The organism is Diaphorobacter sp. JS3051, assembly GCF_015832135.1.
GTDB lineage: Bacteria > Pseudomonadota > Gammaproteobacteria > Burkholderiales > Burkholderiaceae_C > Diaphorobacter > Diaphorobacter nitroreducens.
Genome location: NZ_CP065406.1, coordinates 2157305 through 2173677, shown reverse-complemented (window position 1 = coordinate 2173677; position 16373 = coordinate 2157305). Strand labels below are relative to the sequence as shown.

The window sequence follows — 16373 nt, the reverse complement described above, 5'->3', positions numbered from 1 at the left end:
CCGCTCTCTCAGACACACAGCCATGCTGACATTCCAACAAATCATCCTCAAACTGCAGTCCTACTGGGCCGACCAGGGTTGCGCACTCTTGCAGCCCTATGACATGGAAGTGGGCGCCGGTACGTCGCATACAGCTACGTTTTTGAGAGCTCTGGGCCCGGAGCCCTGGAAGGCCGCCTACGTGCAGCCCAGCCGCCGCCCCAAGGACGGCCGCTATGGCGAGAACCCCAACCGCCTGCAGCATTACTACCAGTACCAGGTGGTGCTCAAGCCCGCGCCCGACAACATCCTGGAGCTGTACCTGGGCTCGCTCGAAGCCTTGGGCTTTGACCTCAAGAAGAACGACATCCGCTTCGTCGAGGACGACTGGGAGAACCCCACGCTGGGCGCCTGGGGCCTGGGCTGGGAGGTGTGGCTCAACGGCATGGAGGTGACGCAGTTCACCTATTTCCAGCAGGTCGGCGGCATCGACTGCAAGCCCGCCACGGGCGAGATCACTTACGGCCTGGAGCGCCTGGCCATGTACCTGCAGGGCGTGGACAACGTCTACAACCTGACCTGGACCGAGGGCCCGAATGGCGCGAAATTGACCTATGGCGACGTGTACCACCAGAACGAGGTGGAGCAGTCCACCTACAACTTCGAGCATTCCGACGCCGAGTTCCTCTTCACCGCCTTCGGCGCCCATGAAAAGCAGGCCAACCACCTGATGGGCGAGCAGCTCGCGCTGCCGGCCTACGAGCAGGTGCTCAAGGCGGCGCACACGTTCAACCTGCTGGATGCGCGCGGGGCGATCTCCGTGACCGAGCGCGCCGCCTACATCGGCCGCATCCGCAACCTGGCGCGCGCCGTGGCCAAGGCCTACCTGGACAGCCGTGCGCGCCTGGGCTTCCCCATGGCGCCCAAGGCGCATGCCGACGAGGTGCTGGCCGAGCTGGCCAAGGCCGCGGAACAACAGAACAAGAAGGCCGCGTGAGCGCACGCGCCGCGCAGCGAGAAACACACCATGAATCACCAGAATCTTCTTGTCGAACTGTTTGTCGAAGAACTGCCCCCGAAGGCGTTGCAAAAGCTCGGCGATGCCTTCGCGGGCGTGCTGCTGGAGCAATTGCAGGCGCAAGGCCTGACCTCGGCACATTCGCAGCTCACCGCCTTTGCCTCGCCGCGCCGGCTGGCGGCGCACATCACCGAAGTGCTGCCCGCCGCGGCCGACAAGGCGGTGTCGCAAAAGCTCATGCCCGTGGCCGTGGGTCTGGATGCGAGCGGCCAGCCCACGCCGGCGCTGCTCAAGAAGTTGGCTGCGCTGGGCGCCGACGCCGCCAGCGTGCCGCAGCTCAAGCGCGTGCACGACGGCAAGGCCGAGGTGCTGTTCTTTGAAAGCATGGCCAAGGGCGCGCTGCTGGCCGATGGCCTGCAGAAGGCGCTGGACGAGGCCATTGCCAAGCTGCCGATCCCGAAGGTGATGCGCTACCAGCTGCAGGACGGTTGGACCAGCGTGCACTTCGTGCGCCCGGCGCACGGCCTGGTGGCGCTCCACGGCACGCAGGTGCTGGTGGGCGTGCAGGCCCTGGGCCTGACGGCCGGCAACACCACGCACGGCCACCGCTTCGAGGCCTCCGTGGACCCGGTCGTGATCCAGAGCGCCGACAGCTACGCCGAGCAACTGCGCAGCGAAGGCGCGGTGATTGCTAGCTTTGCCGAGCGCCGCGCCGAGATCGCGCGCCAGCTGCAGGCGGCCGCCGACCGTGTAGGCGGTGGCGTGCGGCCGATCGAAGACGCCGCCCTGCTGGACGAAGTAACGGCGCTGGTCGAGCGCCCCAATGTGCTGGTCTGCGAATTCGAGAAGGAGTTCCTCGCCGTGCCGCAGGAGTGCCTGATCCTCACCATGAAGGCCAACCAGAAGTACTTCCCGCTGCTGGATGCCGAGGGCAAGCTCACCCACCAGTTCCTGGTGGTGAGCAACATCAGCCCGCAGGACGCCAGCGCCGTCATCCAGGGCAACGAGCGCGTGGTGCGCCCGCGCCTGGCGGACGCCAAGTTCTTCTTCGACCAGGACCGCAAGAAGACCCTGGTCAGCCGCGTGGACCAGCTGGCCAAGGTGGTCTACCACAACAAGCTGGGCACGCAGGGTGAACGCGTGGAGCGGGTGCGCCATATCGCCAAGGCCATCGCCACGCAGCTGTTCACGGCGCTTGCGCAAGGCAACGCGGCGCTGGACTCCCAGGAAGGCGAGATCGCCCAGGACTATCTGCTGACCTGCGTGGACAACGCCGCGCTGCTGGCCAAGACCGACCTGGTCACCGACATGGTGGGCGAGTTCCCCGAGCTGCAGGGCATCATGGGCGGCTACTACGCGGTGAGCGACGGCCTGCCCGACGAGGTGGCGCACGCCATCGAGGACCATTACAAGCCCCGCTTTGCCGGCGACGCGCTGCCGCGCGAGAACGTGGGCGTGGTCGTCGCGCTGGCCGACAAGCTGGAGACGCTGGTGGGCATGTTCGGCATCGGCAACCTGCCCACGGGCGACCGCGACCCGTTTGCGCTGCGCCGCCATGCGCTGGGCGTGATCCGCATGCTGGTCGAGAAGGAGCTGCCGCTGGATCTGGATGCGCTGCTGGCCAGCGCCGTGCCGGCCTTCGGCGACAAGATCGAGGACACCAGCGCTCAGCTGGCCGACTTCATCTACGACCGCCTGGCTGGCTCCCTGCGCGAGCAGGGATACAGCGCCCAGGAGGTGGACGCCGTCATCGCCCTGCGCCCGCAGCGCCTGGCCCTGGTGCCCCGCCAGTTGGAGGCCGTGCGTGCTTTCACCCAACTGGAAGAAGCGCCCGCGCTGGCCGCTGCCAACAAGCGCGTGACCAACATCCTGAAGAAGGCCGGCGAGGTGGATCCGCACGTGAATGAGGAACTGCTGCAGGAGCCCGCCGAGAAGGACCTGTACGCCGCGCTGCAGCGCTTCGTGCCCGAGGCCAACGCCCAGTTCGACAGCGGCGACTACACCGCCAGCCTGCAAACCCTGGCCGTGCTGCGCGCGCCCGTGGACGCGTTCTTCGACGACGTGATGGTCAATGCCGAGGAACTGGCGTTGCGCCTGAACCGCCAGGGCCTGCTCAAGAAGCTGCACATGGCGATGAACCGCGTGGCCGACCTCTCGCGCCTGGCGGTGTGACCGTGCGCGGCTGTGGGGCCTGGACCGTTACGCCGGTGACGGCGGACGCGGACGGCGCGGCAGCGTTGCTTTGATAATCGCGCCATGAAACTCGCCATCCTGGACCGAGACGGAACGCTCAACGCGCTGGGCGATGGCTTCATCGCTTCGCCCGACGAATGGGTGCCGGTGCCTGGCGCGCTGGAGGCGGTGGCACGGCTGAACCACGCGGGCTGGCATGTGGTGGTGGCCACCAACCAGCCGGGCCTGGGCCGCGGCCTCTTCGATGCGCAGACCCTGGTGGCCATCCACGCGAAGATGCACCGGCAGCTGGCCACGCTGGGTGGGCGCATCGACGCGGTGTTCTACTGCCCCCACACCGAGAGCGAGCAATGCCACTGCCGCAAGCCCGCTCCGGGCCTGATGGAGCAGATCCGCGATCGCTACGGCGCGGAGGGGCAGGAAATTCTGGTGGCGGGCAGCAGTGCGGCCCACCTGCAGGCGGCGAGCGAGCTGGGCGCGCAACTGCACATGGTCTGCACCGGTCGCTCGGCCCACCTGGACCCGCGCCAGAGCCTGCCGCCCGGCTGGCCCGCCGGCACGCGCGCCCATGCCAGCCTGGGCGCGCTGGCGGATTTCATCGCCCCGCAGAACGGCGCCAGCCTGCCCGTGGCCCTGTGATGCGAAAACTATTGAATTGATAGCTGCTGGCGCTTACTGCATGGGCGCTAGAAGCCAAAAACACTGAAAACTGCTTCATGGCACTGATCCGCTCCATTCTTCATTTGCTGGTGATGGTCGTCACCGTAGTCCCCTACACCCTGGGCATCCTGCTGGTGCGTGTGCTGGGCGGCAGCCCGGCGGCGCGCTACCGCGTGGCGCGCGCCTGGCTGAAGCTGTGCATCGACTCGGCGCGCTGGCTGCTGGGCATCCGCACGCAGATCACCGGCATGGAGCACCTGCCCCAGGGCGAGCAGCAGGGCGCGGTGCTGCTGGTCAAGCACCAGTCCACCTATGAGACCTTCCTGATGCCGGCGATCATGCCGCACCCGCTGGCCTACGTGTTCAAGAAGGAACTGCTTTCCGTGCCGTTCTTCGGCTGGTCCATCGGCAGCTTGGACATGATCCACATCGACCGTGGCCAGCGCGCCCGCGCCTTCGCCAAGGTGCTGCAGCAAGGCCGCCGCCTGTTGGCCAAGGGCACCTGGGTCATCATGTTCCCCGAGGGCACGCGCACGGAACGCGGCGCCAAGGGCGACTACAAGAGCGGCGGCACGCGCCTGGCCATCGACGCCGGCGTGCCCGTGGTGCCGATCGCCGTGACCTCGGCCACGGTCTGGCCGCGCAAGGCCTTCATCAAGCGCCCGGGGGTGGTGCACGTGTCCGTCGGCCGGCCCATCCCCACCGAGGGGCGCAAGCCTGACGAGCTGATGCGCGAGGTCGAGGCCTGGATCGAGGGCGAGATGCGCCGCCTGGACCCCGACGCCTACCCCCCCACCGCCGGCTGACATGCAGCGGCTGGTGCAGCTGGCGCTGGACTTCCTGGGTGGCGGGAGCAGCCCGGATTCCGAGGTGCCACAGCCGAAACGGGCGATGGCGCCGGTCCAACAAGCGCCAGAAGCTCCTTTATTAGTAGCGCCAGCGCCGCCGCTGGGCGATCTGCTCACGCCCGCCGTGTTCCGCCACCCGGCGGCCAGCCGCGAGGTGCTGCTGGGCGACGCGGTGGTGGCCTATGCGCTGCAGCGTGCGCGCCGGCGTTCCATCGGCTTCACCGTGGGGCCCGACGGCCTGTCCGTGCGCGCGCCCTCCTGGGTCACGCTGGCGGGCGTGGATGCCGCGCTGCGCGACAAGGCGCCGTGGATCCTGCGCAAGCTTGGCGAGCAGCAGGCGCGCCGCCAGCAGGAAGAGCGCGCGCGCATCGTCTGGGGCGACGGCGCCGTGCTGCCCTACCTGGGCGAGCCGCTCACCGTGGTGCTGGACCCTACGCACGGCTTCGCAGCACGCGGCGGAGTGCTCGAAGGGCAGGGCGCAACCGGTCGCGCGCTGCGCATCGCCCTGGCGCGCAGCGCCGCGCCCGCCCAGGTGCGCGACGCGGTGCAGGCCTGGCTGATGCGCGATGCGCGCCGCTGCTTCACCGAGCGGCTGCACCACTTCGCGCCGCTGCTGGATGTGCGCTGGACGCGGCTGCGCCTGTCCAGCGCCAACACCCGCTGGGGCAGCGCGCGGGCCGACGGCTCCATCCGGCTGAACTGGCGGCTCATGCACTACCGCCCGGCCATCATCGACTACGTGGTCGCGCACGAGCTGTCGCACCTGCGCGTGATGGACCACAGCCCGCGCTTCTGGGACACCGTGGCCACCGTGGTGCCCGACTACGCCGCGCTGCGCCGCAGCCTGCGCGAGCAGCCCGCGCCGCCCTGGGACTGATGGGCGCGCGGCGGCCATGGTCTGCCAGAATGGCCGCCATGAACACGCCCACGCCCGACCTCCACGCTTCTGAGCAACCCCTGCCCGCCGAGGGCTACGCCGGCGACGTGAGCCCGCCGCTGGCGTGGCAATGGGTGCGCGCCGGCCAGGCGGTGCTGGTGGACGTGCGCACCGATGCCGAGCGCGACTGGGTGGGCTTCGTGCCCGGCGCCGTGGCCGCGGCCTGGAAGCAATGGCCCGGCATGCAGCCCAATGCCGATTTTGACGCGCAGTTGCGCGCGGCAGTGCCGCCCGGCGGCACGGCGGTGCTGTTGTGCCGCAGCGGCGTGCGCTCGGTGGCCGCGGCGCGGCGCGCGACCGAGCTGGGCATCACGGCCTACAACATCCTGGAAGGCTTCGAGGGCGAGCCGGACGAGAACGGCCAGCGCAACCGGCGCAGCGGCTGGCGCTTTCGCGGCCTGCCGTGGCGGCAGGGCTGAGCGGGTTGCTGGAGTTTTTTGCTCTCAAAAAAATAGCTGCCAGCGCTTGATGTGCAAGCGCTGGCAGCCGTTTTGGCTTGAGATTGCCGGGGCTTACTTGGCCAGCGGTGGAATGCGCAGCTTCTGGCCGGGGTAGATCTTGTCGGGGTGGGTCAGCATGGGCTTGTTGGCCTCGAAGATCACCGGGTACTTGTTGGCGTCGCCATAGAACTTCTTGGCGATGGCGCTCAGCGTGTCGCCGCGCACCACATCGTGGTACTGCGCTTCGGGCTCGGGGTTGGTCACGCTCATCTGGTTGTCCACGCTGGTCACGCTGGCCACGTTGCCGCAGCACAGGGTGACTTTTTCCTTGGCCGCCTGCGTAGGTGCGGTGCCCTTCACCGTCACCTTGCCCTCGGGGCCTTCGAAGTGGACCTGCACGTCGCTCACGCCCAGGTTCTGCGACGCGATGTAGGCCTCGATCGCCTTGCCGGCCTTGTCGTTGAGCTCGGCCTGCGTGGGCGCGGCGGCTGTGGAAGCCTGCGCGTCCTTGTCGCCAAACAGCTTCTCGCCGGCTTCCTTGATGAAACTGAAAAGACCCATGGCTTTCTCTCCTTCTTGGGGGTTGCAGAAACGGTCGGGACCACTATAGCCGTACTGTCCGGCACCACCATGTCGGAAAAACGCCCGCGCCGGCGGCAGCGCGTGCATTTGCGGCGCTCTGCGGGAGGCAAAGGCAAAAAACGGATAATCCGCGCCATGACTTTCCTGGCCATCGACGTGGGCAACACCCGTCTCAAGTGGGCGTTGTTCGACGCAGCGCAGCCCGGTGCCGGCCTGCTGGCCCATGGCGCTGAATTCCTGGACCATATCGAACGCCTGGCCGAGGGCCCGTGGTCCCACCTGCCCGCGCCCCGGCATATGCTGGGCTGCGTGGTGGCGGGCGACGCGGTCAAGCGCCGCGTGGCCGAGCAGATGGAGCTGTGGGATGTGCCCGCGCGCTGGGTGGTGCCGTCGGCGCAGGAAGCCGGCGTCATCAACGGCTACGACCATCCCACCCGCCTGGGCGCGGACCGCTGGGTGGCCATGATCGGTGCGCGCCACCGCCTGCTGGCCCAGGGGCCCGCGCGGCCGCTGATCGTGGTGATGGTGGGCACCGCCGTGACGGTGGAGGCCCTGGACGCGGAGGGGCGCTTCCTGGGCGGCCTGATCCTGCCCGGCCACGGCATCATGCTGCGCGCGCTGGAGTCCGGCACCGCGGGGCTGCACGTGCCCACGGGCGAGGTGCGCCTGTTCCCATCCAACACCAGCGATGCGCTGACCAGCGGCGGCACCTATGCCATTGCCGGCGCGGTGGAGCGCATGTACCAGCACCTGCGGCAGCACTGCGGGCAGGAACCCGCCTGCATGATGACCGGCGGTGCGGGCTGGAAGATGGCGCCAAGCATGACGCGCCCGTTCGAGTTGGTGGAAAACCTGATCTTTGACGGCCTGCTGGAGATCGCGGCGCGCCGGTTTGCCGAGCTGCCGGCCTGACACGGCCCGCCAGCGCGGGTGTTAAGCGGCCTGGTCGTAGGCCCCGACCAGCCGCGCCAGGTGCGCACGCTGGGTGGGCTCCAGGTAGGGCATGAGCAGCCCCAGCACATGCCGCGCGCCGTGCAGCAGCGCAACCTGCGCGCTCTCGGGTTCCAGCGCCTGGCGCGGAGCGCGCACATACTCGAAGCTGAGCCAGTAGGTCAGCACCACCACCATGCTGGTTGCGGTAGGCTGCATGGCGTCCGCCGGTTCCATCTGCAAGGCGCCACGGCGCCGCAATGCCTGCAGGAGATCGTGCATGGCGGCGGTCTTGGCTTGTAGCAGCACGGGGAACTGCTCTTCCAGCCGGCGGTTGCACGACAGCAGGTTGTTCAGGTCGCGGTAGAAGAAGCGGTACTGCCAGATCAACTCGAACAGCGTGTGCATGAAGAACCACGCGTCCTCCACGTCCTGCACGTCCGCACCCGCGTGCAGCAGGCCCCTCAGCGCCTCGTCGTAGCGCGCGAAGAGCGCGTTGACGATCTCGTCCTTGGCAGGGTAGTGGTAATAGAGGTTGCCAGCGCTGATGTGCAGGTCCGCGGCGATGGCCGTGGTGGAGACGTTGGGCTCGCCAAAGCGGTTGAACAGCGCCAGGCTGGACTCCAGGATGCGCTCGGCGGTGCGGCGGGGAGCTTTCTTCGCCATGGGCTGTCTCCTCCCATCGGGGGCGTTGTCGTGCTCCGGAAATCTACTCCAGTCGCCCGCGGGTGCACAGCCGGGTTGATGCGGAGGGACGTTCAACCCTCGTGGGTGGATGGGCGCGACGGCGGCGGCGCGGTTGTCACGCCGTCGCGGTCGGCTTGGCGCTCCTGCAACGCTTGCAATTCCTGCGTGAGGGCGTCGATGCGCTCGTGCAGGGCCTGCACTTCCTGCGCGGTGGGTACGCCGAGGCGCTGCAGGGCTTTGGACACGCGCTCCTCGAAGATGCCCTCCAGCCGGTCCCACTGGCCGGCGGCGCGCTCGCCCAGTCCCGAGGCCATCTGCCCCATGCGCTGCGCGGCCTCGCCCCAATGCTCCTGGGCGGTGTCCTGGGTTTTGCGCTGTAGTGCCATGCCCTCGCGCACCAGGGCCTCAAAGACCTTGCCGCCCTCGGCCTGGGCCTTGGCAAATGCGCCCAGGCCAGCCAGCCAGATTTGCTGTGCGGACTCCCGGGCCATGCGTGGGAATTCGCGCGCGGGGTCGGTGTCGTCATCGGGAGGAACGTGGGGCATAGGAGACTCCTTGTGCATTGGCCTGAGTGGTGATTGTGGGCGCCCTCCAGCGTGCGCATGTAGGTGCAGCGCCCTAAATCCCGTCACGGGAGTTTGTTACAGGCATGTGCATGCCGATGGGATAATCCAAGGCTTTGTCCCCGCAGGCAGTCCGGTCTGCAGACGGTTCTGGCGAAGGATTTCCACCCATGATTCTGGTAACAGGCGGCGCAGGCTTCATTGGCGCCAACTTTGTGCTCGACTGGCTGGCTGTCGGTGACGAGCCGGTGGTGAACCTGGACAAGCTCACCTACGCGGGCAACCTGCACAACCTGGACAGCCTGCAGGGCGATGGCCGTCACGTGTTCGTGCAGGGCGACATCGGTGACCGCGCGCTGCTGGACCGTCTGCTGGCCGAGCACCAGCCACGCGCCGTGATCAACTTCGCCGCCGAATCCCACGTAGACCGCTCCATCCACGGCCCCGAGGACTTCATCCAGACCAACGTCGTCGGCACCTTCAGGCTTTTGGAGGCCGTCAGGCACTACTGGCAAGCGCTGCCAGCTACACAAAAAGAAGCATTCCGCTTCCTGCACGTGAGCACCGACGAGGTCTATGGCAGTCTGGCGCCGGCTGCTGCGGCCTTCACCGAAGAGCACAACTACGAGCCCAACAGCCCGTACTCCGCCAGCAAGGCGGCCAGCGACCACCTGGTGCGCGCCTGGCACCACACCTACGGCCTGCCGGTGCTCACCACCAATTGCAGCAACAACTACGGCCCGCTGCACTTTCCGGAAAAACTCATCCCGCTGATGATCGTCAACGCCCTGGCAGGCAAGAGCCTGCCCGTGTATGGCGACGGCATGCAGATCCGGGACTGGCTGTACGTCAAGGACCATTGCAGCGCCATCCGGCGCGTGCTGCAGGCGGGCCGGCTGGGCGAGACCTACAACGTAGGCGGCTGGAACGAAAAGCCCAACATCGACATCGTCAACACCGTGTGCGCCCTGCTGGACGAGTTGCGCCCGCGCAGCGACGGCCAGAGCTACACGACGCAGATCACCTACGTGACCGACCGCCCTGGCCACGACCGGCGCTACGCCATCGACGCACGCAAGATCGAACGCGAACTCGCGTGGCGCCCGGCCGAGACCTTCGAGACCGGCATCCGCAAGACCGTGCAGTGGTATCTGGATCACCCGGAATGGGTGGCGCAGGTGCAGTCCGGTGCCTATCGCGAATGGGTACAAAAACAGTACGCTGCCGCATGAACATCCTGCTCCTGGGAAAGAGCGGCCAGGTCGGCTGGGAGCTGCAGCGCAGCCTGTCGGTGCTGGGCCGCGTCACCGCGCTGGGCCATGACGAGGCCGACTTCACCCAGCCCCAGGCCGTGGCACAGACCGTGCGCGCCCTGCGCCCCGACGTGATCGTCAACGCCGCCGCCCACACCGCCGTGGACAAGGCCGAGAGCGAACCCGAGCGCGCGCGCCTGCTCAACGCCGCCACCCCCGGCGTGCTGGCCGAGGAGGCCGCGCGCCTGGGCGCCTTGCTCGTCCACTACAGCACCGACTACGTGTTCGACGGCAGCGGCGACACGCCCTGGGTGGAAACCGACGCGCCCGCGCCGCTGTCCGTCTATGGCGCCACCAAGCTCGAGGGCGAGCGGCTCATCCAGCAATCGGGCTGCCGGCATCTCATCCTGCGCACCAGCTGGGTCTATGCCGCGCGCGGCGGCAACTTCGCCAAAACCATGCTGCGCCTCGCGCAGGAGCGTGAACGCCTGACCGTCATCGACGACCAATGGGGCGCCCCCACCGGCGCCGACCTGCTGGCCGACGTGACCGCCCACGCCATCCGCCAGCTGCAACGCCGCCCCGAGGACGGTGGCCTGTACCACTGCGTGGCGGCGGGCGAGACCACCTGGCATGCGTATGCCAAATACGTGCTGGAGCACGCCGCGCAAGTCCAGGCAGCTATCGAAATCAAAGCGAAAGAGATCGCGCCCGTGCCCACCAGCGCCTTCCCCACGCCGGCCGCGCGCCCCCACAATTCGCGCCTGGACACCGCCCGGCTGCGCGACACCTTCGGCCTCACCCTGCCGTCCTGGCAGCAGGGCGTGGCGCGCATGCTGACCGAAATCTTGTGAAACGCCCCATGACGACACGCAAAGGCATCATCCTCGCCGGCGGCTCCGGCACCCGTCTGCACCCGGCCACGCTGGCCATCAGCAAGCAACTGCTGCCGGTGTACGACAAGCCCATGATCTACTACCCGCTCAGCACGCTGATGCTGGCGGGCATCCGCGACATCCTCATCATCAGCACGCCGCAGGACACCCCGCGGTTCGAGCAACTGCTGGGTGACGGCAGCCAATGGGGCCTCAACCTGCAATATGCCGTGCAGCCCAGCCCCGACGGCCTGGCCCAGGCCTTCCTGATCGGCGAGCGGTTCCTGAATGGCGCGCCCAGCGCCCTGGTGCTGGGCGACAACATTTTTTACGGCCACGACTTCCATGAGCTGCTGGCCAATGCCAACGCCCGCACCGAGGGCGCCAGCGTCTTTGCCTACCACGTGCACGACCCCGAGCGCTACGGCGTGGCCGAGTTCGACGCCCAGGGCAGGGTGCTGTCGCTCGAAGAAAAGCCGCAGGCCCCCAAGTCCAACTACGCCGTCACCGGCCTGTACTTCTACGACGCGCAGGTGGTGGAGCTGGCCAAGGGCCTCCAGCCCTCGCCGCGCGGCGAGCTGGAGATCACCGACCTGAACCGGCTGTACCTCGAACAAGGCCTGTTGCAGGTGGAAATCATGGGCCGCGGCTATGCCTGGCTGGACACCGGCACGCATGAAAGCCTGCTCGAGGCGGGTCAGTTCATCGCCACGCTTGAGAATCGGCAAGGATTGAAAATCGCCTGCCCCGAGGAAATCGCGTGGCGCCATCGGTGGGTCGATGCCGCGCAACTGGAGCGCTTGGCACAGCCATTGACCAAGAATGGTTATGGGAAGTATCTGATGCGCATTTTGAACGAAAAAATCTATTGAGCTCCCTATGCAAGCTACCCGCCTCGCCATTCCTGATGTCGTGCTGATCGAGCCTAAAGTGTTCGGCGACGCACGCGGATTTTTTTTCGAGAGCTTCAACCAGCGCGCCTTCAACGAGGTCACGGGTACCAACCATCATTTTGTGCAAGACAATCACAGCCGCAGCACGAAAGGGGTGCTGCGTGGCCTGCATTATCAAATTCAACAACCCCAAGGCAAGCTGGTGCGCGTGGTGCAGGGGGCGGTGTTCGACGTTGCCGTGGACATTCGAAAATCTTCTGCGACATTCGGCCAATGGGTCGGTGTCGAGTTGAGTGCCGAGAACCACCGCCAGCTCTGGGTGCCGCCCGGTTTTGCCCACGGTTTCGTGGTGCTCAGTGATACGGCCGACTTCTTGTACAAAACCACCGATTACTATGCGCCCCAGTACGAGCGCTGCATCGCGTGGAACGATCCAACATTGGCCATCGCTTGGCCTGATCTGGGAATGCGTCCCACATTGTCCGCAAAGGACGGTGCGGGCAAACTGCTGCAGCAGGCAGAGTTGCCCGCGTGAATCGGGCGGCGGTCTGTATCGCCGGCGGTTCGGCCGGTGGCAGGGTTGACGAAGGTCTTTACGTCAGGTTCTCTCGACGATAAGAACGCCAATGGCCTGCATGTCGAAAATCATAGCGGTTGTGGTGGCCTATCGCCCCAACCTGGAAAAACTGCATGAGCAGTTTGCCGCGTTGTTGCCACAAGTGCATTCCATCGTAGTGGTGGACAACAGTCCCGGAGCGGAGGTTCTGGATTGGGCTGGAAAGTGGCCTGCGTGCCAGGTGCATTGCATCGCCCTGGGACAGAACATGGGCATTGCCCATGCACAGAATCGCGGTATCGAATGGGCAAGGTCCATGGGAGGCAGCCACGTGCTGCTCATGGATCATGACAGTATTCCAGCGCAGAATATGGTTGCCCAGTTGCTCCGCGCGCTCGAGGCATGGCCGCATGCGGGTGCCGTAGGTCCCCATTACACCGATGCGCGCAGAGGCAAAAACAAAAGCCCGTTCGTCCGTACCGTCGGCCTGAGAAGGATCTGGCTGAACTGCTTCGATGGTGGCGAGGCGGTGGAGGTCGATCATCTCATCGCTTCGGGTTGTCTCATTCCCATGGGCGTGTTGGACCATGTGGGCGCCATGCGTGAGGATTTTTTCATCGACTTTGTCGATGTCGAATGGTGCTTGCGTGCACGCCATGCCGGTTACCGCATGTACGGTGTCTGCGCGGCGCATCTGGAACATCAGCTGGGCGACAAGCCCGTGCGTTTTTTGGGGCGTGAGTACCTCAGCCACTCACCCCTGCGGCATTACTTCCATGCGCGAAACGCCATGCTGCTTTATCGCGAGCCATGGGTGCCATTGAATTGGAAATTGGTGTCTGCCTGGCGGTTGCTGCTCAAGATGGGTTTTCATGTGCTGGTCACCGCACCCAGGCTGCGGCACCTGGAGAAAATAACCCGTGGCCTGCTGCATGGCCTCATGGGGCGTGCCGGCGGTATTGCGGAGCGCTGAGGCTGAGGGTGTTTCGAATCATTCCATTGAAAATTATCTAAGTTAATGACAGCCATCAGTCCCGAAGATGCGGATTCAGTTGCCCTGGTGACGGTGATCCTGCCTGCCTACAACCACGCCAAGTATGTGGTTGAAGCGATGGACAGTGTCCGCGCCCAAACCTTCACCCGCTGGGAACTCATCGTGATCGACGATGGTTCCACCGACGATACCTGGGCTGTCTTGCAGGCCTACGCGGCACAACACGGTGATCCCCGCATTCGCCTGTTGACCCAGGCCAATGCCGGCTCGCACGCCACCCTGAACCGGGGCCTGGCAATGGCCCGGACCCCTTATCTCGCGATCCTGAATTCGGATGATCGCTACGCGCCCGAGCGCCTGCAGCGTTTGGTGGATACCGCGCAGGCGGCTGCCGATGAGGTTTTCATCGTCACAGGCTTGCGCCTGATCGATGGCGACGGCAACTTTTTCCCCGAGTCGTACTGGTGGAATGCCATGTACGGTGACATCTTGCAGCGCTGGCGGGCCGCGCAGTCCAGTGGCGTGAATCCCGCGCTTCAGACGCTGCTGTGGGGCAACTTCACGGTTTCCACGTCCAATTTTTTCATGTCCCGCACGCTTTGGCAGCGGCTGGGGCCTTTCAAGCGTCTGCGTTACGTGCCGGACTGGGACTACGCGCTGCGGGTCGCCATGGAGCAGCCACGGGCGTTCCAATTCCTGCATGACCAGGCCCTGCTGGAATATCGCCTGCATGGGCGCAACACCATCCTGGGCGGTGCGCTGCGCAACCACGCAGAGGCTTACCACGTGCTGCGCACCTACCAGAAAAAATGGGCCGCGGCGGGGCAGGCGCTACCGGAACATGCGCTTGATCGACTGCATTACCTGGCGCGCTTCATTCGCCACGAGCATGCGCGCCAGCAGTTGGAGCGCCAAAAGCTGGGCTGGCTGGAGCAAGTCATTCGCCACGAGCATGCGCGCCAGCAGTTGGAGCGCCAAAAGCTGGGCTGGCTGGAGCAAGTCGATGCGCTGCGGCTGGAGTTGGATTCGGCCCGTACCGCAGCGGCGCAATGGCAAGCCACGGCGCAAGGCATGCAAGCCTCGCGCTCATGGAGGCTGACGGTGCCCCTGCGCAAGCTGGCCCAGGTTCTGCGTGCCTGCAGGACCGGGCCCCGCGCAGTGGTCCGGAAACTGGCGGCTCGGTGGCGCCGCGCCCAGTCTGGCGGCGTCAAGACGGCCTATGGGCAATGGCTGAAGGCGGAAGCCTCGCAGCTGCAGGGGCTGCATGCGCGGGCCGGCATGCTGATCAACGAGCTGCCGCGCCGGCCGCTGATTTCCATCGTCATGCCGGTGCATGACACCCCCCCTCATTTTTTGCAGGCGGCCGTCGATTCCGTGCAAGGCCAGTGGTACGGGCATTGGGAGCTTTGCATCTGCGACGACGCCTCCAGCCGGGCGGACACGCGGCAGCGGCTGCAAACGCTGCAAGATCAAAGCGACAAAATCAAAGTGACGCGCCGCGAGACGGCGGGCCACATCGTCCACGCCACGAACGATGCCCTCGCGCTGGCCCAGGGCGAGTTTGTCGTGTTCCTCGATCACGATGACGTCCTCGCGCCGCAGGCCCTGCTGCGGCTGGCGCAGGCCATCAATGCGCCGTCGGCTCCAGACTTCATTTACTCCGACGAGGACAAGCTCGATGAGCAGGGCAGGCGCTGCCTGCCGCTTTTCAAACCCCAGTGGTCCCCCACGTTGCAATGGGCGCAAAACTATGTGGGGCACATCATGTGCGTGCGCCGGGCGTGGCTGGAGCGACTGGGAGGGCTTCTGGAGGGAAGCCAGGGCAGCCAAGACCACGACCTCGTCTTGCGGTTGGCCGCGCAGGGCGCCAAGATCGAGCACATTCCCGAAGTGCTCTACCACTGGCGCATCCATGCCGCCTCCACCTCCGCCAGTCCGCAGTCCAAGCCTTACGCACATCTGGCGGGCAGGCAAGCCGTGGCACGCCACTTAGCCAGCCGATATGGGGAGCAGTTTGACCGGGTCGATGACGGCGACCACGCCTTTGTGTACCAACCGAGGTTCCGCGTGCCGGCGGGCACCGTGGCCAGCATCATCATCCCCACGCGTGACAAGGCCGATCTGCTGGACGCCTGTATCCAAAGTATCCATCGCCACACCACCGGGATCGCATACGAGATCCTGGTGCTCGACAATGGCTCCACCGAACCAGAAACCCAGGCCTGTTTCCAGCGCCTGACCCAGGACGCACGCGTACGCGTCATTGCCGCCGACATTCCCTTCAACTGGTCCCGACTCAACAACATTGGCCGCAGCCACGCGCGCGGGCAAGTGCTGGTCTTCCTGAACAACGACACCGAAATCATCACCCCCGATTGGCTGGTGCGCCTGGTCGAATATGCGCTCTTGCCCGACGTGGCCACCGTCGGTGCCCTGCTCCTGTACCCCGATCGCACCATTCAGCATGCTGGCGTGGTGGTGGGCATGGGGGGCTGGGCCGACCATGTCTTCAAGGGCGAACCGGTTCAGCATTACCCGACGCCCTTCGTGTCCAGTGTCGTGCCGCGCAATGTCCTGGCCAATACCGGCGCCTGTGTGGCCGTGGCGACCGCGCGTTTCGATGCCCTGGGCGGGTTCGATGAAGCCTTTGAAATCTGCGGCAGCGATGTCGAATTGGGCATCCGCGCGCACAAGCAAGGCCTGCTCAACGTCTACCTGCCGGCGGCAAGGCTCCTGCATCTCGAGAGCAAAACCCGCAGCCCCCATGTGCCGGAAGTCGATTTCCAGCAGTCCGCGCTCAAATACGCGCCATACCGCCTGGAGGGCGATCCTTTCTACAACCCCAACCTGGACCTGTCGGCCAGCACTCCGCGGCCAAGGGTCCCCGGTGGGCATGTGCCCGGGGCGCAGTAAGCGGGCGCAGCAGTTCAAGGCATGGCTTACTCATTCACCCAAACCACGGCCC

Annotated in this window: 16 protein-coding genes; 13 read left to right on the top strand and 3 right to left on the bottom strand. The window is 66.1% G+C overall.

Translation table 11 applies throughout. The features are described from left to right. The first annotated feature begins 22 nt into the window (after positions 1-22). The 6 genes from glyQ to I3K84_RS10370 all read left to right on the top strand — a co-directional run bounded on the left by glyQ (position 23) and on the right by I3K84_RS10370 (position 6054). Positions 23-976 (top strand): glycine--tRNA ligase subunit alpha, encoded by a 954-nt coding sequence (gene glyQ, locus I3K84_RS10395; RefSeq protein ID WP_011803986.1) that lies wholly within the window; start codon positions 23-25, stop codon positions 974-976. Positions 977-1006: 30 nt separating this feature from the next. Then, complete coding sequence (gene glyS, locus I3K84_RS10390; protein ID WP_196994448.1) at positions 1007-3169, top strand: glycine--tRNA ligase subunit beta; 2163 nt, start codon at positions 1007-1009, stop codon at positions 3167-3169. A gap of 84 nt (positions 3170-3253) precedes the next feature. Beyond that, positions 3254-3829: a D-glycero-beta-D-manno-heptose 1,7-bisphosphate 7-phosphatase gene (gene gmhB, locus I3K84_RS10385; RefSeq protein ID WP_012655568.1), complete on the top strand. Its 576-nt coding sequence runs from the start codon at positions 3254-3256 to the stop codon at positions 3827-3829. 77 nt (positions 3830-3906) lie between these two features. Next, complete coding sequence (locus tag I3K84_RS10380; protein WP_012655569.1) at positions 3907-4656, top strand: 1-acyl-sn-glycerol-3-phosphate acyltransferase; 750 nt, start codon at positions 3907-3909, stop codon at positions 4654-4656. Between the two features lies 1 nt (position 4657). Beyond that, positions 4658-5575, top strand: a complete 918-nt coding sequence (locus I3K84_RS10375) for a M48 family metallopeptidase (protein ID WP_196994447.1) — start codon at positions 4658-4660, stop codon at positions 5573-5575. A gap of 29 nt (positions 5576-5604) precedes the next feature. Next, entirely contained in the window at positions 5605-6054 is a 450-nt protein-coding gene (locus I3K84_RS10370; RefSeq protein ID WP_370567729.1) for a rhodanese-like domain-containing protein, read from the top strand. A gap of 93 nt (positions 6055-6147) precedes the next feature. Here I3K84_RS10370 and lysM read toward each other — a convergent pair whose 3' ends face one another. Then, the gene (lysM, locus tag I3K84_RS10365) at positions 6148-6636 is read right to left on the bottom strand and encodes a peptidoglycan-binding protein LysM (protein ID WP_196994446.1); all 489 of its coding nucleotides are present in this window, start codon (positions 6634-6636) and stop codon (positions 6148-6150) included. 156 nt (positions 6637-6792) lie between these two features. Here lysM and I3K84_RS10360 point away from each other — a divergent pair, with 156 nt between their 5' ends. Beyond that, positions 6793-7569 (top strand): type III pantothenate kinase, encoded by a 777-nt coding sequence (locus I3K84_RS10360; RefSeq protein ID WP_011803993.1) that lies wholly within the window; start codon positions 6793-6795, stop codon positions 7567-7569. 21 nt (positions 7570-7590) lie between these two features. On the opposite strand, the gene I3K84_RS10355 is transcribed toward I3K84_RS10360, so the two are convergent. Together I3K84_RS10355 and I3K84_RS10350 are read right to left on the bottom strand one after the other, a co-directional pair. Next, the gene (locus I3K84_RS10355) at positions 7591-8253 is read right to left on the bottom strand and encodes a TetR/AcrR family transcriptional regulator (RefSeq protein WP_196996044.1); all 663 of its coding nucleotides are present in this window, start codon (positions 8251-8253) and stop codon (positions 7591-7593) included. A gap of 92 nt (positions 8254-8345) precedes the next feature. Then, positions 8346-8819, bottom strand: a complete 474-nt coding sequence (locus I3K84_RS10350; protein WP_123674923.1) for a phasin family protein — start codon at positions 8817-8819, stop codon at positions 8346-8348. A 188-nt stretch (positions 8820-9007) separates the two neighbouring features. Between I3K84_RS10350 and rfbB the strand changes: the two genes are divergently transcribed. The 6 genes from rfbB (at position 9008) to I3K84_RS10320 (ending at position 16321) form a co-directional block, all read left to right on the top strand. Continuing rightward, entirely contained in the window at positions 9008-10069 is a 1062-nt protein-coding gene (rfbB, locus tag I3K84_RS10345) for a dTDP-glucose 4,6-dehydratase (protein WP_196996043.1), read from the top strand. Beyond that, positions 10066-10944, top strand: a complete 879-nt coding sequence (gene rfbD / locus I3K84_RS10340) for a dTDP-4-dehydrorhamnose reductase (protein WP_172205790.1) — start codon at positions 10066-10068, stop codon at positions 10942-10944. The genes rfbB and rfbD overlap by 4 nt, the downstream gene beginning before the upstream one ends. 8 nt (positions 10945-10952) lie before the next feature. Then, a complete protein-coding gene (gene rfbA, locus I3K84_RS10335; protein WP_011803998.1) occupies positions 10953-11837 on the top strand; it encodes a glucose-1-phosphate thymidylyltransferase RfbA in 885 nt (294 codons plus the stop codon). 7 nt (positions 11838-11844) lie between these two features. Continuing rightward, complete coding sequence (gene rfbC / locus I3K84_RS10330; RefSeq protein ID WP_011803999.1) at positions 11845-12393, top strand: dTDP-4-dehydrorhamnose 3,5-epimerase; 549 nt, start codon at positions 11845-11847, stop codon at positions 12391-12393. A 100-nt stretch (positions 12394-12493) separates the two neighbouring features. Next, entirely contained in the window at positions 12494-13387 is an 894-nt protein-coding gene (locus tag I3K84_RS10325) for a glycosyltransferase family 2 protein (RefSeq protein ID WP_231403457.1), read from the top strand. Between the two features lie 45 nt (positions 13388-13432). After that, on the top strand, positions 13433-16321 hold the full coding sequence (locus I3K84_RS10320; protein WP_172205792.1) for a glycosyltransferase: 2889 nt from the start codon (positions 13433-13435) through the stop codon (positions 16319-16321). Positions 16322-16373: the final 52 nt, after the last annotated feature.